The organism is Vannielia sp. ABF1_015 (assembly GCF_056160745.1).
In genome coordinates this window covers 1640097-1658938 of sequence record NZ_JBSWXT010000001.1, presented here as the reverse complement: position 1 = coordinate 1658938, position 18842 = coordinate 1640097, and the positions used below count along the sequence as shown (strand labels likewise).

Genomic DNA, 18842 nt, shown 5'->3' with positions numbered 1-18842 from the left:
GGCGCTCCGCCGCGCCCCCGCACGCCACAGCACAGCCAGCCAAGGGCCTGCCAAAATGATCGTCTGCCACTGCCAAAGCATCAATGATCGCGATATCCACGCCGCCATCGACTGGATGCGCGCCGCCGACCCGAAAACGATCATCACCCCCGGCAAAATCTACCACGCGCTCGGCAAACGCGCCGATTGCGGCGGCTGTATGCCCCTGTTTCTCTCCACCATGCGTGCTAATACCAACTTGGAGGTTCCGCCCGAATTGCGCGGCCTCAGAACAGATCGCATGAGAGGAAAGAGCGCATGAAAGGCGACGAAAAGGTCATCGAATACCTGAACGCAGCACTCCGGTCAGAGCTGACCGCCGTCAACCAGTATTGGCTGCACTACCGGATGCAGGACGACATGGGCCTCAAGGGCCTTGCCGACAAATCGCGCGAGGAAAGCATCGAAGAGATGCACCACGCCGACAAGCTCATCACCCGCATCCTCTTCCTTGAAGGTCACCCCAACCTGCAAAAGCTCGATCCGCTGCGCATTGGCGAGACGCCCAAGGAAATGCTGGAAGCCGACCTTGCCGCCGAGCACGAGGCCCGCACGCTCTACAAAGAAGCGCGCGACCATTGCGAGAGCGTGGGCGACTACGTGTCGAAAAACCTGTTCGAGGAGCTGATGGCCGACGAAGAAGGCCATATCGACTTCCTCGAAACCCAGCTTGATCTGCACGACCGCGTGGGCGAGCAGAACTACGCCCAGATCAACGCCTCCACCGCTGCGGACGCCGAATAGGGCCACGAATAAATCCGGGGGCTCGCGCGTAACCCCTGCATAAACCCGTCACCCACCCGCCGTAGGGTGGGTGAAACCCACCAACCGAACGCGCCTGCCATGCCCATGCCCCTCCGCCTCTCCGCCCTCCTCGCCCTGCTGGCCACACCTGCCATGGCCCAAACCCTGGCCGACGATCACCTGCCCGTGGCCCCCCGCACCGAGGCCGAAGCCGCCCGCATTGCTGCCGTCACCGCCCCCACCACCAGCTTCACCGCGCCCGAAGCCTTCGAGCAAAATCCCGGCGGCGCGGCCACTGTGCGGCGGCGCGACAACGCCGATGCCTTCTCCCAGCCCTCCGGCAACATCGACTTCGCCCGCGAGCTCGATTTCAAGCTGGGCAACGGCCTCTTCCGCAAGCTCTGGGTCTCCGCCCCCTCCTCCACGCTGGCCTCCGACGGCCTCGGCCCGCTTTACAACGCCCGCTCCTGCCAGCGCTGCCACCTGAAAGACGGGCGCGGCCACCCGCCGGTGCCCGGCGAGGACGACGGCACCACCATGTTCTTGCGCATCTCCATCCCCGGCGGCCCGGAGGACGGGATCGAAGAGATCGCCGATTACATCGCCACCCTCCCTGAGCCCACCTACGGCGGCCAGATGCAGGACCACTCCCTGCCCGGCATCCCCGCAGAATACCGCCTCGGCATCACCTACGAGGAAATCCCGGTCGAGCTGTCAGGCGGTGAAGCGGCCAGCCTCCGCGCCCCCACCTACACCGCCGAAAGCCTCGGCTGGGGCCCGCTCCACCCGCAGGCCATGCTCTCCCCCCGCGTCGCGCCCCAAATGATCGGCCTCGGCCTGATCGAAGCGATCCCCGCCGCCGACATCCTCGCAAACGCCGACCCCGACGATAAAAACAACGACGGCATCTCGGGCCGCGCCAACATCGTCTGGTCGCTGGAGCATGACAAACCCATGCTCGGCCGCTTCGGCCTCAAGGCCGGGATGCCGACCATCCGCGAGCAATCCGCCGCCGCCTTCGCCGGTGACATCGGCATCAGCTCGCCCCTGCACCCGAATGGCGCGGGCGACTGCGCGCTCGCCCAAGCCGCCTGCCAGCAAGCCCCCCACGGCGATCAGGATGCGCGCGGCTTCGAGATCGCGGCTGACGGGCTCGACCTCGTCACCTTCTACTCCCGCAACCTCGCCGTCCCCGCCCGCGCCGCCGTCGATGACGCGCAGGTGCTGCGTGGCAAGCAGGTGTTCTACGAAACAGGCTGCACAAGCTGCCACACCCCCAAATTCGTCACCCACCGGCTCACCGATCAGCCCGAGCAAAGCTTTCAGCTCATCTGGCCCTACTCCGACTTCCTGCTGCACGACATGGGCGAAGGGCTGGCCGACCACCGCCCCGAGGCAAGGGCAACGGGCCGCGAATGGCGCACCGCACCGCTCTGGGGCATCGGCCTGACAGAGCAGGTTTCGGGCCACACCCAGTTCCTCCACGATGGCCGCGCCCGCAATCTGCTGGAGGCGATCCTTTGGCACGGCGGCGAGGCACAGGCCCAGCGTGACAAGGTGGCAACCATGCCCCCGGCAGACCGCGCCGCCCTCCTGCGCTACCTCAATTCCCTCTGAAATCAGCGACTTGCCTGTCAAAACCTGACAAGACAGGCGAGCAAACGCATGGCGCCCACAAACGTCAGGGCCGCATCGCCCGCCAAAGCGCCAGCGCAATATCGGTAAGGTCACCCAGCCGCGCCACCGCATGTTCCCGGCTGAGGCCCGTGGCGCTCGCGGCCTGCCGATCCAGCCGCGCCAGCAGCCGCATCATCCGCCGCCGATGCACACCCAGCCAAAGCTGCACCGGGTCCGCCAGTAGCCCGGCAAAGGTCGTCACCAGCGAGGCCGCCATCGCAAGCACAACCCCTGTCGCCACCACCTGCCACGGGTCCAGCGAGCGCGGAAACCAGCCAAAGTAAACCTGCCCCAGCCATTGCCCGGCCCAGTAATTCTCAATCGCCAGCGCCTGCGCCCGCATATCGGCCACCGGCCCGGCGAGCGAAATCACACCCAGCGTGGCCGAATGGAACAGCGCCCACCCCGTCAGCAGCACAAAGAGCACCGTTGTGATCTCGGCCACCGCGTTGCGAACGCCCACGTAATCCTCCACCGCTTGCGCAACCAAAGGCTCCGGCGCACCCGGCCCCACGCCCGCAGCGTCCAACTCGGCCACAAATCCCCGCACCCGCGCCGCCACCTTCCGGCTCACAGCGGTTTCAAACAGCAACCGCCGCGAAAGCAGCCACCCCGCTAGCCGCCGCGCCCGGCACAACCGCGCAATCAGCCCCAGCAGCTTCACCAGCAGGAAGACCGGCGCCAAAACCACGTTGACCGGTGCCCGCACCAGATCCAGCCCAAAGGCCGCCCGATGCAACGCCAGCGTGCCACGAAACCCGAAAGTCTCCCGCACAAAGCCCCGCACCCTCACCTGTCGCGTCTCACCCGTCATGGCCCCTATGTGGGACGCCCGCGCCCTAAAGGAAAGCCCCGCAGAGCAGCCCTTGCCGCCCTGCGCCAAGAGTCCTTACCCTGGCCATCATGGCAGAAGGACCTTGGACAGATGAAGAGAACGACGCGATCGTCGCGGATTACTTCGATATGCTCGCTGATGACCTTTGCGGGCGCGCCTACAACAAAGCAGCACACAATCGGGCCCTTCAGGCAAAAACCGGGCGCTCCCGCGGCTCTGTAGAGTTCAAACACTGTAACATCTCTGCTGCCCTCCTCGGTTTTGCCCAACCGATCCTCACCGGCTACCTGCCGCGGTACAACATTCAGGACTCTCTGAAAGAGGCAATCAACCGCTGGCTTACCCACCACCCCGAATGGATCGAGCGCCTGCCCCGCGCCGCGCCGCAAGGCATGGGCGAGCGTCCGCCGCTCTTTGCAGGCGTCGCTCCGACCCTGCGCAATGCTCCTCCAACGGAAGAAGAGGAGCAAGTCCGCGCCATAGCTCGGCATTTCGACGTGGCCGCTCGTGACGAAAGAAACCGCGCGCTTGGCACTGCTGGAGAGGAACTGGCCTTTGAGCACGAGAAAGACAGTCTGCGCCGCGCTGGACGCGGAGATCTGGCAAAACAGGTCGTCTGGACAAGTCGCGAAGAAGGAGATGGCGCAGGTTTTGATATCGCGAGCTTCACCCCCGATGGTCAGCCACGCTTGCTGGAAGTCAAAACAACAAACGGGCCAGACCGCACCCCGTTTCATATCTCCCAAAATGAGTTGAATGTGGCCAGTGCCCGCCGCGAGGAGTGGCACCTCTTCCGTCTCTACAACTTCGCTCGAGCGCCGGGTCTCTTCGAACTCCGCCCACCACTGGAGCACCACGTCACCCTGACGGCCACCAGTTTCCGCGCCGGGTTCGATTAGGAAAGTCGTCGCTTCACTTGCCGCCCTACCCCCGGTCTCCCCGCTGCCGCAACCGGGTCTGGCGCAGGGTTTCCACCAGCATCGCCGCCAGCAGGGCAAACACCAACAGCCCGTTCGCCGCCGCCAGCCCGCCCAGCAGGCGCCACTCCAGCGGCAACAGGATGTCTCCGAAGCCCAGCGTGGTGAAGGAAACAAGCGAGAAGTAAATCGAGGCTTCCAGCGTCACGAACACCCCCAGCCCCCAGAAGGCCAGCCCCCAGATCCAGACCGCGACCGACATGACCAGAATGGTCCAGAGCATCACCGCCGAAACCGCCGCCACCAGTCGCGGGCCCTGCGGCGGGCGGATCACCCAAGCGTGGATGCGGGCCAGAAACACCTCAAGCCCCCAAAGCGACAGCGCCGCCACCACCGTTGTCAGCCCCATGATGGCCGAGCCCAGAACCAGCTGGATCAGCACTCCCCATCTCCCTCGATCTCGGAGACCTCCCGCCCGGGCCGGCCCCGGTAGCGCGGCAGCGACAGGCCCCACCACAGGCCCGCCGCCCTCAGCGCCAGCGCCACCGCAAAGCCCGCGCCCAGCGCGATTTCGCGGGCCACCCCGGCGCCATCGGCCAGCGCCAGCACCGTCGCGCCCGCCAGCGCCGCCGTCACATAGATTTCGCGCCGCAAGATCACCGGCTCTTCTCCGCCCAAGAGGTCGCGCAGAATGCCGCCAAAGCTCGCCGTCGCCACCCCCATGGCCACCGCCACCGAGGGCGCCGCCCCGGCCTCCAGCGCCCGCTCCGCGCCGGTCACGGCAAACAGCGCAAGGCCCACAGCGTCAAACCACAGCAGCACCCGGTAGCGCGAGGCCGGGATATGGGCGACGAAAAATACCGCCGCCCCCACACCCGCGCAGACCAGCAAAACCTCGGGCCGCTCCACCCAAAACACCGGCGACAGCCCCAGCACGAGGTCACGCACCGTGCCGCCGCCCACGCCAGTGACGACCGCGAGCAGCACAAAGCCCACTACGTCCATCTCCTTGCGAGAGGCCACAAGCGCCCCCGTCACCGCAAAGACGCAAAGCCCGAACCAATCCAGAACCGCCGTCACCGTCTCGAACATGTGCCGCCCTCCTGCCGCCAAGCAGACCTCGCAGGCGATCCGGGCGCAACCCCCGTAGGGTGCGCATTCATGCCGCGCCCACCCCATTGACGCCCCCGCGCGCCCATGGCTTCCTCTCCGCAAAAGGAGACACCCATGCCGCTCGACCTTTGGCTCGCCTTCGCCGCCGCCTCCACCGCGCTTCTGCTCATCCCCGGCCCCACGGTGCTGCTGGTGCTCTCCTATGCCCTTTCCCAAGGCCGCCGCACCGCGCTCGCCTGCGCCAGTGGCGTCGCAGCGGGCGACCTCATCGCCATGAGCGCCTCCCTCGCGGGCCTCGGCGCGCTGGTCGCCGCCTCCGCCACCGCCTTCACGATCCTCAAATGGGCCGGGGCGCTCTACCTCGCCTATCTCGGCTTCAAGCTCCTGCGCGCCCCCGCCGCCTCGCTTGATCGCCCCGAGGCCGAACAGGCCCGCCCTGCCACCATCTTTCGCCACGCCGCCACCGTCACGGCACTGAACCCCAAGAGCATCGCCTTCTTCATCGCCTTCGTCCCTCAGTTCGTCACCCCCGCGCAGCCCCTGCTCCCGCAATTCGCTATCCTCACCGCCACCTTCGTCACCCTCGCCGCCCTCAACGCTCTGGCCTACGCCCTCGCCGCCGACCGCCTGCGCGCCACCATCCGCCGCCCGGCGGTGCTGACATGGCTCACCCGCGCCGGCGGCGGCGCGCTGCTGGCCATGGCCGCGGCCACCGCCATGCTGCGCCGCGCGTGAGCGACGCCAAGCACATCCTCCTGCTTGGCGCAGACGGCTTCATCGGCCGTCACGTCGCCTATGCCGCCCGCGCCGCAGGCCACCGCGTCACCTGCATCGCCCGCAGCACAGCCGCGCTGAAGGCGCTGGGGTTTGAGACCTTCCACGCCGATCTCACGGCTGAAAAATGGCACGCCGCCTCGCAGTGGAAAGACCTCGCCCGCACCGCCCACGGCGTCATCAACTGCGCGGGCCTGCTCACCGGTTCGCCCGCCGCCATGGCCGCCGTCCACGAACACGCCCCCGCCGCGCTTTATGATGCGCTCCCCCACGGCAGCTTCCTCGTGCTGCTCTCCGCCGTAGGCATCGAGGCGCAAACCCCCTTCGCCCAAGCCCGGCGCACCGGCGAAAGCACCGCAAAGCTCGCCTCCGAGAATGGCCGCCACCGCCTCACCATCCTGCGTGCGGGCCTCGTGCTCTCCGATGGGGCCTATGGCGGCTCGGCGGTGCTGCGCGGCCTCGCCGCCTTCCCGCTGCTCACCCCCGTCCTCGGGCGCGGCAAGCACCGCTTCAACCCCTGTCACGCTGAAGACCTCGCCCAGCGCCTCCTCACCGCAACCGAGGAAGAGGGTGGACCCAAGCCCATCGTCACCGGCGGGGCCGATACGCTCACGCTCAAGCAACTCACCGCCGCCACCCGCGCCCACCTCGGCCTCCGCCCCGTGCCCGCGCTGCCCATCCCCATGGCCCTCGCCCGCCTGATGGGCCGCCTCGGAGACGCCATGCGCGCCGGTCCCTTCTCCACCACCGCCATCAATCAACTGGAACACGGCGTTCTGGCCGAAACCGCGCAGCCCCTCCCCGGCGCCTCGGAGTTCCTCGCCAGACGTCCGCCCTCGCCCGCCGATCTCTGGCACGCACGCCTCTACCTGCTGCGCCCGCTCCTGCGCCTCACTCTCGTGCTGCTCTGGCTGATCTCCGGCCTGCTCGGCCTCTTCACCCCGCCCAGCGCCTACCTGCCAGACCTCGCCGCCACCGGCCTGCCGGATGACACCCTTATCACCGCCGCCCGCGCCTTCGGCGTGCTCGACCTTGCGCTTGCCGCCGCCCTGTTCCGAAACTGGCACCCCCGCCTCACCTTCTGGGCGCAGATCCTGCTGGTCGGCGGCTACACGGTGGGTCTCACGGCAATCGCCCCCCACCTCTGGCTCGATCCCTACGGCGCACTGCTGAAAAACCTGCCCATCCTCGCCCTGCTGCTCACCACCCGCGCGCTAGATACGGAGCGCTAAAGCCCCTCGGCCCACCGGCCAAAGCAGGGCGCGGGCTGAAAGCCCGGGCCGCGCCCGACCCTCCCCCCGGGAGGGCGCAATGATGGTGCCACGCATCTCTCAGACGGCATTCAGACTCTCAAGCAAAGCGCGGGGTAAAGGCGGTGCGAGGCGCCCACCCAGGGTCGGGCGCGGCCCTCAGCGCCACACCTCGACCGGGAGGGCAGAAACCACGATGCAGGCCCTTGGCGGGGCCTCCACCTTGTCAGCACCCCTCAGTCACACCCACTTCGCCATCGGCGGCAGGCTCATCAGCACGGCATTTGCGTCATGCCCCGTGGCCAGCCCAAACTTGGTGCCCCGGTCGTAAACAAGGTTGTATTCGGCGTAGAGCCCCCGATGCACCAGTTGCGCATCCTTTTCAGCCTCGCCCCAAGCCATGCCGCGCCGCTTTTCCACCAACGGCACATAGGCCGGCAAAAATGCCCGCCCGATATCCTGCGTCAGGGCAAAATCCGCCTCCCAATCGCCGGTGTTGCGATCATCCATGAAGATGCCGCCAACCCCACGCGCCCGGCCCCGATGCGGGATGAAAAAGTATTCATCCGCCCAGGCCTTCAGCTCGGCGTAAAGCTGCGCCCCGTGCGGGTCCAAATGTGCCTTCTGCACCCCATGAAAATGCGCCGTATCCTCGTCGTATTCGATGCAGGGGTTCAGGTCGGAGCCGCCACCAAACCACCAAGCCGAAGGGGTCCAAAACATCCGCGTGTTCATGTGAACGGCGGGGCAATGCGGGTTCTGCATATGCGCGACCAGGCTGATGCCCGACGCCCAGAACCGCGGATCTTCCGCCACCCCCGGCACACCCCGCGCCGCCATCGCCTTCTGCGCCGCCGCGCCCAGCGTGCCGAACACTTCTGACACGTTCACCCCCACCTTCTCAAAGACGCGCCCGCCGCGCATCACGCTCATCAGCCCGCCGCCCGCATCGCTGCCATCTTCCCCCGCGCGCTTTGTCGGCGTCACCTCGAAGCGCCCCGCCGCGCCTTCGCCCTCAAAGCTGTCCTCCAGCCCCTCGAACGCCGCCACGATCTCGTCCCGCAGCGCACGAAACCACGCCGCCGCCCGCGCCTTCTCGTCTTTCATCGCAGCATCCATGGCCAGCCTCCCCCTTATTCGTGATTTGGCGAATCCGCGCGGCGAGCCTAAACAGGGGCCCAAGCCATTGAAAGGACGCCCGATGCGGCATTTTCTGCCCCTGCTGCTCATCCCCCTCGCCGCCGCCTGCGCCACGCCCCGCGAGGCCTGCGAAAACCGCGCCACCAAGGATCTGCGGGTGATGAACGAGCTCATCGCCGAAACCCGCGCCAACGTCGACCGCGGCTATGCCATTGAGCGCGAGGCTTATGTGGCCACCAGCTTCCAGATGTGCGTCGGCTCCTCCAAGGAAAACGTCGGCGTCAAATGGTGCCACCGCCCCGAAACCCGCTACCGCAACAAGCAGGTGGCGATCGACCCGGGCGCCGAGCAGCGCAAACTGCGCAATATGATCGTGAAGCGCGACCAGCTCGAGCGCGAGTCCCGCGCGCAGCTCGCCGCCTGCCAGCGCGCCTACCCCGAAGGCTAGATATCGTCGCGCGGTATCCGCAGCACCTGCCCGGGAAAAATCACATTCGGATTGGCCAGCACATGCTGGTTGGCCTCGAAGATCGGCTGGAAGTTCCCATTGCCATACTGCGCCTGCGCAATCGAACTCAGCGTATCCCCCGGCTGCACCGTATAGGGCTGCCAGCCACGATAGCCGGGCAGGATGCGCGGGCCAAACAGCACCGGGATCGTTACCGAAGGGCCATTCTCATTGCCCGTATCATCGGCCAGCGTCACGAACAGCCGGTTGAGCTGAAAGCTGTTGCTCGCCGGTATCTCGATCTGCCCCTGAAACTGCCGCAGCCCTAACGACCCAACCGAGGTGAACCCCGCGTATTCGTCATGCCCCTCGGTCACGCTGATGGTCAGCGTCCCCTCAAAAGCGGCGGCGTTTCCGGCAATCAGGATCGTCTGGCCAACAAGGTCAAACGGCTGCGGCTGCTGAATATCAAGGGTCGAGGACATGGCAAACTCACTCCTCCGGCAGGGGCCGGAACCAAGGGGCAAGCTCACGCGCAACCCTAGCACAAAATCGCCCCGCCCTCTACCGAACTGTTTGACCCGGCAGCCCCTTTGCCGCTTCATCCCCCCGCACGCTCACCGCAAGGGCACAACATGGACCCTTACCTCACCCTAAAGTGGCTCCACATCCTCTCTTCCACCGTGCTCTTCGGCACCGGAATCGGCACGGCGTTTCAAATGGTCATGGCCATGCGCACCGGCAACGCCCAAAGCATCGCCCATACCGCCCACCACGTCGTGCTGGCCGACTGGCTCTTCACCACGCCCGCCGGGGTGGTGCAGCCGCTCACCGGCCTGCTTCTGATCCACACGCTCGGCTATAGCCTCACCGAGCCGTGGCTGCTGCTCACCTATGCTCTCTACCTCCTCGCCTTTCTCTGCTGGGCACCCGTGGTGCACCTGCAAATCCGCATCCGCTCCCTCGCCCGCACCGCCGCAGCCACCGGTGCGCCCCTTCCGGCAGAAGCCCGCCGCGCCTATCGCATCTGGTTCGCTCTCGGCTGGCCCGCCTTCGCCGCGCTAATGGGCGTTTTCTGGCTCATGGTCGCCCGCCCGTCGCTCTGGTGACCCCTGTTCATCCCGGCCCCGCCCCGCTACCAATGACGCGACCGACACGGGAGACTTCACATGTATCGCACCATCCTCGCCGCCGCCCTCTGCGTCGCAACCACCGCGCCCGCCTTTGCCGAGGCCTTCATGATGGGCACCGGCCGCTGGACATGCGAGCGCGCCCGCGCCGCCTTCGTGACCCAGAACATCTCTGATCAGGGGCAGGTGGCAGGCTGGATTCTGGGCTATTGGAGCCACGCCTCCATCGGCCAGCCCACCGCGTTCCTCGACAAGATGCAGGAAGTCGGCGGCGGCAAGATCGTCGAGATCACCCTCGCCGAATGCCAGAAGAACCCCAACGCCATGCTGTTTCAGGTGACAGAGGCCATCGTGCAGAACTCCCTCAAGGAATCCGAAGAGGGCGCGGCTGAAGGCGCCGCCGCAGGCGAAGCCTCCGAGTAAGCCGATGAAGACCGTCGCTGATTACATCCGCACTATCGCAGACTTTCCCCATGAGGGGATCATGTTCCGCGATGTCACCACCCTCTTCGCCGATCCGCGCGGCCTGCGCCTCTGCGTTGACCAGATGTTGCACCCCTACGCCGGCCAGCCAATCGACAAGGTGGTTGGGCTGGAGGCGCGCGGCTTCATCCTCGGTGGGGCCATCGCCCACCAGCTCGGCCTCGGTTTCGTGCCGATCCGCAAAAAGGGCAAGCTCCCCGGCGCGGTCATCTCCGAGGCCTATACGCTGGAATACGGCGAGGCGGTGATGGAGGTGCATGACGACGCGATCCAGCCCGGCGAGCGCATCCTGCTGGTCGATGACCTGCTCGCCACCGGCGGCACGGCGGAAGCCGGGATCAAACTGGTCGAGCGCCTCGGCGGCGTCATCACCGGCTGCGCCTTCATCGTCGACCTGCCAGACCTCGGCGGCCGCAAACGCCTCGAAGGCCTCGGCATGGAAGTCCACGCCCTCACCTCCTACGAAGGCGAATAACGCGCGCGCCATCCCCAACACCGTAGGGTGGGCAATCTGCCCACCACCACTGCCCCTCTAGGCTGCGTCCCCCTCCCCCGCCAGCCTAGCCCGCCGCCGCCATCGCCAGCCCGTCCACCACCGCCGTGAACGCCTCCGAGCGCAGCACCTCCGCCCCCGGGCAAACGCTGCGCATCTCCGCCTCGACAAACCCCATCAGGCTCGAGCCGCCCACGAGCACCACCCGGCCCACCTCGCCGGGTGCCACCCCGGCCTGCGCCAGCACCTCCCGCGCCGCGCCGCCCAGCGCCGCCTGCGCTTCGCCCAGCACCTCGCACATCCGCGCCGCGCTCAGCTCGGCCGCCAGCCCCGACTCAACCATCCCCATGCCGATCCGCCCAGTGCCAGCATCATTCGCCGCAATCTTCCCGCGCTCCACCGCAAAGGCCATCTCATGGCCCAGCTCGTCCTCCAGAACCGTCGCCAGCCGCCCCAACCGCTTCGGCTCCACCGCCAGCTTCACCATGCCCGCCACCTCGCGCCGCACGTCCGGCGCATAAAGAAACGGGATCTTCGCCCATGTCGCCAGATCGACAAAAACCGCACGCGGCACCGGCAACAGGCCCGGCCCAAACTCGCGGCGCAATTCGCCGCCCAGCCCCAAAAGCGGCATCACCTCAGCCACAGAGACCACCCGGTCAAAATCCGTGCCCCCCAGCCGAATGCCGTGGCTGGCGACAATCTCCACCTCTTCGCCCGAGCGAAATACCGTAAAGTCGCTGGTGCCGCCGCCAATATCCACGATCAGCCCCACGCCGCCCGCCGCGCCCATCCCCTGGCAGGCCCGCGCCGCCGCCTCCGGCTCGGGCATAAACTCGACCTCCTCAAACCCCGCCGCAAGATAGCACCCGCGCAGGTCGGCCTCCGCCTGCGCATCCTTCTCCGCGTCTTCGTGAAACCGCACAGGCCGCCCCGAAAGCGCCCGGGTGAACTGCACCCGGGTGAACTCTTCCGAGCGCTCCCGCACCTGCACCAAGAAGGCCGTCACCACATCGGCCAGCGTCCGCCGCTTGCCCTCAATCAACCGCTTCTCATGGAAGAGCGGCACGCCCAGCACGCTTTTGAGCGCCCGCATGTAGCGCCCCTCCTCGCCGCCGATCAGCGCCGTGCCCGCCGCCGCGCCAATGCGCATCGCACCGCCCCCCTCGGGGAAGAACACCGCCGTCGGCAGCGTCTCCGCGCCTTGCTCCACCGGCAGCCGCCGCACCGCGCCGCCCGCGTAGACGGCAGCCGCCGAATTCGATGTGCCAAAGTCGATCGCCAGCCTGTCCATCACCGCAGCTCCCTTCCGAAAGGCGCCGCAGCTACCCCAAGGCGCAGGCGCAGGCAAGCCCCCGCGCCCGGTCTGTTAACCGGCCGCGCCTATGTCATCTGACATCTGCATGGGTTGTGCATGGATTGTGCACAGGATGTTGCCCTGTGCTTTTGGGGGTTAACGCCGCGCCGCCTACCCCTGCCGCACAACCGCCCCGGGGTTCAAAATCCCCAGCGGATCGAGCGTTTTCTTGATCGCCCGCATCATCTCCAGCCGCACCGGATCGCCCCAGCGCTCCAGATCCCCCACCTTCGCCCGCCCCAGCCCGTGCTCGGCGCTGAACGAGCCGTCCATATCTGCAAGCAGCTGATTTATAATGTCTTTCAGCTCCTCATAGGCACTGTCAGGATAGTCGCCCCGCGCCTTTCCGGCTCCCGGAAACACGTTGTAATGCAGGTTCCCGTCGCCCAGGTGGCCAAAGCAGTTGATCCTGAAATCCCCCGTCTTTCCAATCGCTTGTCCCGCCTGCTCAATGAACTCCGGCACCCGGCTCAGCGGCAGTGAAATATCGTTCGACACCACCGACCCAACCTTCCGGTTTCCCTCCGGCAAAGCCTCCCGCATCGCCCAAAATTCGGCCCGCTGCCCCTCGCTCGCCGCCACCACGCCATCACGCACCAGCCCGGCCTCAAAGCCCTCCGCAAAGACCTGCTCCAGCAGCTCCTGCGCGCTCTGCCCGCCAAAGGTGCCGATCTCGATCAGCACGCTCCATTCGGGCACCTCGGCCCAGGGCAGGCGCACCTGCGGCAGATGTTCCACCAAAAATTCCGGCCCCTGCGCCGCGATCAGCTCAAAGGCCGAAATCGCTTGCCCCGCAAGGGCTTGCGCCCGCCCCAGCAGTTCCAGCGCCGCCGCCGGGCTTGCCACCTCCAGCACCGCTGCCGACACGCCCGAGGGGCGGGGAAACAGCCGCAAGGACGCGGCGGTAATCACCCCCAGCGTGCCCTCGGAGCCAATCAGAAGGTTGCGCAAATCATAGCCGGTGTTGTCCTTGCGCAGCCGTTTCAGGCCAGACATCACCCGCCCATCGGCCAGCACCGCCTCAACCCCAAGGCACAGCTCCCGCACATTGCCATAGCGCAGCACGTTCACCCCGCCCGCGTTGGTGCCCAAAAGCCCGCCAATCCGGGCTGTCCCCTCGCTTCCAAGCGAAAGCGGAAAGAGCCGCCCGGCATCTTCCGCAACGCCCTGAATATCCTGCAAAATCGCGCCCGCTTCCACGGTCATCACACCCTCTTCGGGCCAAATCCCTCGCGTCGCCGTCATCCGCTCAAGGCTGAGCACCAGCGGCACCGGCCCCTCCGGCGCAACCTGTCCGCCCACCAGCCCGGTGCCGCCGCCATAGGGCACCACGCCCACCCGCTGCGCCGAAGCCAGCCGCAAGATAGCCGAGACCTCCTCCACCGATGCAGGGCACAGCACCGCCCCGGCGCGCCCCGTTAACCTGTCTCTCGGTTCTTCGAGGTATCGTTGCTCCACGCCGCGCACCACGCCCTCTGGCAGGGCCGCGCGGAAGGTTTCTACAATGTCGGGGGTCGCATCATTCAACATGGGAGCCATTACGCACGGCTCAGCGCAAAATTCAATCGAAGCCGGAGAGCACAACAGGCTGCAACACCACAATGGTGGGCCGCGATGGCAGGTCTCGGAGCGACACGGTTAACGAACTGCCAATGCGCCGGTCGATCGCGAACTCTCCCGCCATGCCTTCCAGAAACTGCTCCAGCGAATAGCCCGAAAACCAGTGCATCGGCAGCACGATGGAAGAGCGCAACCGGCTGACGATCCGCTGCATGGTGGCAATATCCACCGTCATGCCCCCATCCACCGGGGCCATCACCACATCCAGCCGCCCCAATGCGGCGTATTGCTCGGCGTTGGGCTCATGGTGCAGGTGTCCAAGGTGGCCAATGCAAAGGCCCGCCACCTCGAAAATGAAGATCGAATTGCCATCCTCCTCGGTGCCGCCAAAGCCCTGCCGAATATCGGTCGTCACGTTGCGCACCAGCATTTCGCCAAGGTCGAGGTGATGATCCGCTGGCCCGTCGGCATCGCCCCATCCCTTGAGCACATTGGGAATGCGCGGGTCGGGGTTGGGTGTCCAATGGGAGCTGTGCGCGTGGTTCATCGTGGCCACATCCGGCACAAAGTCTTCCGGCCCGAGGTAGCCGTTGTAATCGGTCGCCACCGCCAACCCGCCCGCCGTCTGGATCACGTAAACCGAATGATCGACATAGGTGATCCGCACCGCATCTTCTTCCACTGGATCGGCCCAGGCGGCCTTTTGCACATAGGCCATCCCCGGCGTGTTCTGCGCCAAGGCAATGCAATGCGAGGGTCGCCTGTCTTGCGCGGCGGCGGAGCTGACGCAGGCGATGAGGCCTGCAAGGGCGAAGAGTGGTTTGAGCATGGGCGCGGCCTCCTGCGGCCAAGGCTAGCGCAAAATACCCGCGCCGAACCTCCCCCACGAAAAGTTTATGCCCCCGCCTCCGTCCGCCCCCGGCGATCGCGGCGCAAATTGGCGTAAAGCACATGATTTCGCCACCGCCCGTTGATCTGGAGGTAACTCTGCGCCACGCCTTCATACTTGAAGCCGCATTTCTCCAAAGCGCCGCGCGAGGCGGCGTTTTCGGGCAGGCAGGCGGCTTCGATGCGGCTCAGGTCGAGCACCGTAAAGCCATAATGCACAACCGCCTCAATGGCTTCGCGCATGTAGCCCCGCCGCTTGTAAGGCTCGCCAACCCAATATCCCAGCGTTCCCGATTGCGCCGGGCCGCGGCGGATGTTGTCCAGCGTGATCGCGCCAAGCAGCGCTTCGCCGTCCCGCGCAAACAAGAACAACGGCACCGCCGAACCGCCGCCAATCGCGCGCTGCGCCCAGTAGACCCGGTTGGTAAAGCTCTTGCGCGAAAGGTGGTCGCTGGCCCAGGTCGGCTCCCAGGGCGTCAGAAACTCCCGGCTCTGCAGCCGCAAGTCGCTCCAGTCGCGATAATCGCCATGCGCGGGCGGACGCAGCAACAGGCGCGGCGTGTCGATCCGAACCTTTCGCCGCCCCAGCCGCATCAGGCTGCCAAGCGCTCCTTCAAGCCCGACAGGCCGGGAGCACCCTCGGCAGGGCCATAAAGCGCAAGCGCCGCCGGCGCATCCGAGGCAAGACGCGTGCCAAAGCGGCGCAGATCGTCCAGCGTGACCGCGTCGATCTTTTCCACCGTCTCCGCCGTCGAGGGCACCCGATCCCAGATCGTCACCATCCGCGCCATCCGCTCGGCGCGGCTGCTCGGGCCTTCCAGCCCCATCAGCAGCCCGGCTTTCAGTTGGTTGCGCGCACGCTCCAGCTCGGCATGGCTCAGGTCGTCGCCCGCACGGCGCAGCTCGTCGATTACCACCTCGGACAGCCCGGCAATGTCATCACCGCTGGTGCCCGCGTAAATCGTCATCAGCCCGGTGTCGCCATAGGCCCCGGCCTGCGCATAGATCGAGTAGCAAAGCCCCCGCTTCTCCCGCAGTTCCTGAAACAGCCGCGAAGACATGCCGCCGCCCATCGCGCTGGCATAGATCTGTGCGGTGTAGATATCGGGGTCACGGTAGTTGGGGCTTTCCAGCCCCATGGCAAAATGCACCTGCTCCAGCGGGCGGATCTCACGATATTCGCCGCCCACAAAGCGGGCGCCCTCCTCCACCCGGCGCGGGCGGGGGGTGAGGTGGCCAAAGGCCTTCTCGGCAAGCCGGACGATCTGGTCATGATCCACGGCACCCGCCGCCGCCAGCACCAGATGCTCGGGGCCATAGTTCTCGGCCACAAAGCCCGCAAGGTCGCCCCGGCCAAAGGCCTGAATCCGCTCAGGCGGGCCAAGAATGGTGCGTCCCATCGCCTGCTCGGGATAGGCGGCCTCCTGCAGCCAGTCGAAGATGATATCATCCGGCGTATCCAGCGCCTGCCCGATCTCTTGCAGGATCACGCCGCGCTCCACCTCGATCTCACTCAGGTCAAAGGCGGGCTCCAGCACGATATCGGCAATCACATCCAGTGCCAGAGGCACATCAGCCTCCAGCACGCGGGCGTAATAGGCCGTCATCTCGCGCCCGGTGTAGGCGTTGATATAGCCGCCCACATCCTCGATCTCTTCGGCAATCTGCAAGGCGCTCCGCCGTGCGGTGCCCTTGAAGGCCATATGCTCCAGAAAGTGGGCAATCCCGTTCTGCTCGGGCCGCTCATGCCGCCCACCCGCGTTGATCCACAGGCCCACAGAGGCACTCGCCAGCCCCGGCATCGCCTCGGTGACGATCCGCATTCCATTGCCAAGCCTGTCGATTTGCACGCTCACGCAGACCGCCTTTCCCTGATGAGAGCTTCGATGGCGCCAAGGTCGTTCTCAACCCGGGTCACCCGTTCCGACTTGTCATATAGGTCGGCCATGCGCTTGGGAAGGGCAGCGTGGATGCCACAGGCCTCCTCCACCGCCGCCGGAAACTTGGCCGGGTGGGCGGTGGCCAGCGTCACCAGCGGCGTCGCGCCAAGGTGGTCGCGGGCCACCCGCGTGCCGACTGCCGTATGCGGGCAGATGACCTCGCCCGTTTCCTTGAACATGCGGTCAATCTCGGCGCGGGTCTCGTCCTCGCTCACCCGACCCGAGCTGTAGTGCTCGGTCAGCGCGCCCATGGCGTTCTCGCTCACGCGGAACTTGCCCGCCTTCAGCTCATCCATCAGCGCCGCCACCGCCGCACCGTCCTTGCCATAAGCAAACCACAGCGCCCGCTCGAAGTTGGAAGACACCTCGATATCCATCGACGGCGAGATAGAGGGCTTCACACCGGCCTTGGCATAGTCGCCGGTCTCAAGGCAGCGGTGCAAAATGTCGTTCTGGTTGGTGGCCACGATCAGCCGGTCGATCGGCAGGCCCATCTGCTTGGCAAGGAACCCGGCGAAGATGTCGCCAAAGTTGCCGGTGGGCACGCAGAAGCTGACCTTGCGATGCGGGGCACCCAGCGCCACGGCGGAGGTGAAGTAATACACGATCTGCGCCAGAACCCGGGCAAAGTTGATCGAGTTCACCCCGGCAAGCCCCACCTCGTCGCGGAAGCTGAAGTCGGCAAACATCTCTTTCAGCATGCCTTGGCAATCGTCAAAATCGCCATCAACGGCCAGCGCATGCACGTTGGCGGCGTCGGGCGTCGTCATCTGCCGCCGCTGCACCTCGCTCACCCGGCCATGCGGGAAAAGGATGAACACATCCACATTGTCGAGCCCGGCAAAGGCCTCGATCGCCGCCGATCCGGTGTCGCCGCTGGTCGCCCCCACGATGGTGATCTTGCGCCCGTTGCGCTTCAGCACAGTCTGGAACATCTGGCCGATGAGCTGCATGGCAAAGTCTTTGAAGGCCAGTGTCGGCCCGTGGAACAGCTCCAGCAAAAAGTGATTGTCCGCCAGCTGCTTCAGCGGCGCCCGCGCTGGGTGGCCAAAGCCTGCATAGGCCCGCCCAATCAGCGCCTCCACCTCCTGCGGCGTGCCCAGCGCGTCACCGATGAAGGGCGCAATCACCCGCGCCACCGCCTCTTCGTAGCTCACCCCGGCCAGCGCCGCGATCTCGCCCTCGCTCATGGTCGGTACGGTCTCGGGCAGGTAGAGACCTCCGTCGCGGGCAAGGCCCGTCAGCATGGTATCTTCAAAGCTCAGAACCGGGGCTTGGCCCCTCGTGGAGATATAGCGCATTGGAAGTCCTTCAGGCGGTGCGGCGCTTGATACGCCACATCAGGAAAAGTGTCATCCCCAGCCACACGAGCGCGAGGCCGTACCATGTGACCGCGTAGCCGAGGTGATCATTCGGGATACCCACGGAGCTGACAGGCAGCGGGGTGATGGTGGAGCCGGGCCGAACCTCGCGGGCAACAATCAGCAGCGGCTCCGCCCCCAGCGCCTCGGCCAAGGCGGGCACATCGCGGGCGAACCACAGCGCGCCGTCCGGGTCGGGGGTGAAGCCATCCACCTCATCCGGCCAATGCAGGTTGCCCGTCACCGTGACCGCGCCCTGCGGAAAGGAGGCATCCGCCGAGATCACCTTGCGATAGCCGAGGTCCACCAGCAGCACCCGGCCCTCCGGCGTGGTCAGCGTGCTGACAAAGCGATGCACCGCCCCCACCTGCTTGATCGAGGCCAGCACCATGATCCCCTGCCCGCCCAGCGTGCCCTCGGCCTGCACCGGCAGAAAGCGGTCGGCCTCCGGGTCGGGCGCGGCGGGCACCGCAACCGGTGCCGCGGTGATCCGGGCGTCGATGTCCGCCAGCATCGCCTCTTTCCACGCCAGCCGCCGCAGTTGCCACGTTCCGAGGCTCACCAGAATGGCGATGCCGCAGATGCCAAGAATGGCTGGGAAGAGGTAGCGCATGGGGTGTCCTTCAAAGCCGAACGCGGGCCGTTTCCAGCCCGCGTTTGAAATCTGTCTGGTGTCTCACCCTCTCCCAGTAG

At 66.4% G+C, this 18842-nt stretch carries 21 protein-coding genes and 1 pseudogene; 10 read left to right on the top strand and 12 right to left on the bottom strand.

The window, feature by feature from the left end:
- Positions 1 to 55 precede the first annotated feature (55 nt).
- The 3 genes and pseudogenes from ACXAG6_RS08320 to ACXAG6_RS08310 all read left to right on the top strand — a co-directional run.
- A pseudogene (locus tag ACXAG6_RS08320) lies at positions 56 to 320 on the top strand ((2Fe-2S)-binding protein); the annotation flags it as partial.
- Entirely contained in the window at positions 298 to 783 is a 486-nt protein-coding gene (gene bfr / locus ACXAG6_RS08315; RefSeq protein ID WP_140013455.1) for a bacterioferritin, read from the top strand. The pseudogene ACXAG6_RS08320 and the gene bfr, both read left to right, overlap by 23 nt.
- Positions 784 to 888: 105 nt before the next feature.
- Positions 889 to 2400: a di-heme oxidoreductase family protein gene (locus ACXAG6_RS08310; protein ID WP_475336945.1), complete on the top strand. Its 1512-nt coding sequence runs from the start codon at positions 889 to 891 to the stop codon at positions 2398 to 2400.
- A 64-nt stretch (positions 2401 to 2464) separates the two neighbouring features.
- Here ACXAG6_RS08310 and ACXAG6_RS08305 read toward each other — a convergent pair whose 3' ends face one another.
- Positions 2465 to 3274, bottom strand: coding sequence for a DUF6635 family protein (locus ACXAG6_RS08305; protein WP_475336944.1), 810 nt, complete (start codon positions 3272 to 3274; stop codon positions 2465 to 2467).
- Positions 3275 to 3363: 89 nt separating this feature from the next.
- On the opposite strand from ACXAG6_RS08305, the gene ACXAG6_RS08300 reads away from it, so the two are divergent.
- Positions 3364 to 4194 carry a protein NO VEIN domain-containing protein gene (locus ACXAG6_RS08300; RefSeq protein ID WP_475336943.1) on the top strand — a complete coding sequence of 277 codons (831 nt, stop codon included), beginning with the start codon at positions 3364 to 3366 and terminating at the stop codon, positions 4192 to 4194.
- Positions 4195 to 4219: 25 nt separating this feature from the next.
- Here the strand turns inward: ACXAG6_RS08300 and ACXAG6_RS08295 are convergent, their stop codons facing one another.
- Together ACXAG6_RS08295 and ACXAG6_RS08290 are read right to left on the bottom strand one after the other, a co-directional pair.
- Complete coding sequence (locus ACXAG6_RS08295) at positions 4220 to 4654, bottom strand: ion channel (protein ID WP_475336942.1); 435 nt, start codon at positions 4652 to 4654, stop codon at positions 4220 to 4222.
- The gene (locus tag ACXAG6_RS08290) at positions 4648 to 5304 is read right to left on the bottom strand and encodes a trimeric intracellular cation channel family protein (RefSeq protein ID WP_475336941.1); all 657 of its coding nucleotides are present in this window, start codon (positions 5302 to 5304) and stop codon (positions 4648 to 4650) included. Before ACXAG6_RS08290 ends, ACXAG6_RS08295 begins: the two co-directional genes overlap by 7 nt.
- Positions 5305 to 5439: 135 nt before the next feature.
- Between ACXAG6_RS08290 and ACXAG6_RS08285 the strand changes: the two genes are divergently transcribed.
- Both ACXAG6_RS08285 and ACXAG6_RS08280 read left to right on the top strand, forming a co-directional pair.
- On the top strand, positions 5440 to 6060 hold the full coding sequence (locus tag ACXAG6_RS08285) for a LysE family translocator (RefSeq protein ID WP_475336939.1): 621 nt from the start codon (positions 5440 to 5442) through the stop codon (positions 6058 to 6060).
- On the top strand, positions 6057 to 7331 hold the full coding sequence (locus tag ACXAG6_RS08280; protein WP_475336937.1) for an SDR family oxidoreductase: 1275 nt from the start codon (positions 6057 to 6059) through the stop codon (positions 7329 to 7331). Before ACXAG6_RS08285 ends, ACXAG6_RS08280 begins: the two co-directional genes overlap by 4 nt.
- A gap of 258 nt (positions 7332 to 7589) precedes the next feature.
- Here the strand turns inward: ACXAG6_RS08280 and hemF are convergent, their stop codons facing one another.
- Entirely contained in the window at positions 7590 to 8468 is an 879-nt protein-coding gene (gene hemF, locus ACXAG6_RS08275; RefSeq protein WP_475336935.1) for an oxygen-dependent coproporphyrinogen oxidase, read from the bottom strand.
- A gap of 82 nt (positions 8469 to 8550) precedes the next feature.
- Between hemF and ACXAG6_RS08270 the strand changes: the two genes are divergently transcribed.
- Complete coding sequence (locus tag ACXAG6_RS08270) at positions 8551 to 8937, top strand: hypothetical protein (RefSeq protein ID WP_475336933.1); 387 nt, start codon at positions 8551 to 8553, stop codon at positions 8935 to 8937.
- On the opposite strand, the gene ACXAG6_RS08265 is transcribed toward ACXAG6_RS08270, so the two are convergent.
- The gene (locus ACXAG6_RS08265; RefSeq protein ID WP_475336930.1) at positions 8934 to 9422 is read right to left on the bottom strand and encodes a LysM peptidoglycan-binding domain-containing protein; all 489 of its coding nucleotides are present in this window, start codon (positions 9420 to 9422) and stop codon (positions 8934 to 8936) included. The genes ACXAG6_RS08270 and ACXAG6_RS08265 overlap by 4 nt on opposite strands.
- Before the next feature lie 150 nt (positions 9423 to 9572).
- Between ACXAG6_RS08265 and ACXAG6_RS08260 the strand changes: the two genes are divergently transcribed.
- From ACXAG6_RS08260 to ACXAG6_RS08250, 3 genes are read left to right on the top strand one after another with little or no spacing between them, the layout of a single operon-like run.
- Positions 9573 to 10046, top strand: coding sequence for a DUF2269 family protein (locus tag ACXAG6_RS08260; RefSeq protein WP_475336928.1), 474 nt, complete (start codon positions 9573 to 9575; stop codon positions 10044 to 10046).
- 60 nt (positions 10047 to 10106) lie between these two features.
- Positions 10107 to 10490, top strand: a complete 384-nt coding sequence (locus ACXAG6_RS08255) for an HdeA/HdeB family chaperone (protein ID WP_475336925.1) — start codon at positions 10107 to 10109, stop codon at positions 10488 to 10490.
- 4 nt (positions 10491 to 10494) lie between these two features.
- A complete protein-coding gene (locus tag ACXAG6_RS08250) occupies positions 10495 to 11025 on the top strand; it encodes an adenine phosphoribosyltransferase (RefSeq protein ID WP_140013440.1) in 531 nt (176 codons plus the stop codon).
- Positions 11026 to 11110: 85 nt separating this feature from the next.
- Here ACXAG6_RS08250 and ACXAG6_RS08245 read toward each other — a convergent pair whose 3' ends face one another.
- From ACXAG6_RS08245 to ACXAG6_RS08215, 7 genes are all read right to left on the bottom strand, one after another.
- The gene (locus tag ACXAG6_RS08245) at positions 11111 to 12337 is read right to left on the bottom strand and encodes an Hsp70 family protein (protein WP_475336923.1); all 1227 of its coding nucleotides are present in this window, start codon (positions 12335 to 12337) and stop codon (positions 11111 to 11113) included.
- Between the two features lie 174 nt (positions 12338 to 12511).
- Positions 12512 to 13930: an FAD-binding oxidoreductase gene (locus tag ACXAG6_RS08240; protein ID WP_475336920.1), complete on the bottom strand. Its 1419-nt coding sequence runs from the start codon at positions 13928 to 13930 to the stop codon at positions 12512 to 12514.
- 31 nt (positions 13931 to 13961) lie between these two features.
- Complete coding sequence (locus ACXAG6_RS08235) at positions 13962 to 14789, bottom strand: MBL fold metallo-hydrolase (RefSeq protein ID WP_475336918.1); 828 nt, start codon at positions 14787 to 14789, stop codon at positions 13962 to 13964.
- Between the two features lie 65 nt (positions 14790 to 14854).
- On the bottom strand, positions 14855 to 15442 hold the full coding sequence (locus ACXAG6_RS08230; RefSeq protein ID WP_475336916.1) for a GNAT family N-acetyltransferase: 588 nt from the start codon (positions 15440 to 15442) through the stop codon (positions 14855 to 14857).
- Positions 15442 to 16671 carry a M16 family metallopeptidase gene (locus ACXAG6_RS08225; protein WP_475337939.1) on the bottom strand — a complete coding sequence of 410 codons (1230 nt, stop codon included), beginning with the start codon at positions 16669 to 16671 and terminating at the stop codon, positions 15442 to 15444. Before ACXAG6_RS08225 ends, ACXAG6_RS08230 begins: the two co-directional genes overlap by 1 nt.
- Before the next feature lie 29 nt (positions 16672 to 16700).
- On the bottom strand, positions 16701 to 18089 hold the full coding sequence (gene thrC, locus ACXAG6_RS08220) for a threonine synthase (RefSeq protein WP_475336914.1): 1389 nt from the start codon (positions 18087 to 18089) through the stop codon (positions 16701 to 16703).
- A 10-nt stretch (positions 18090 to 18099) separates the two neighbouring features.
- A complete protein-coding gene (locus ACXAG6_RS08215) occupies positions 18100 to 18762 on the bottom strand; it encodes an SURF1 family protein (protein WP_475336911.1) in 663 nt (220 codons plus the stop codon).
- Positions 18763 to 18842: the final 80 nt, after the last annotated feature.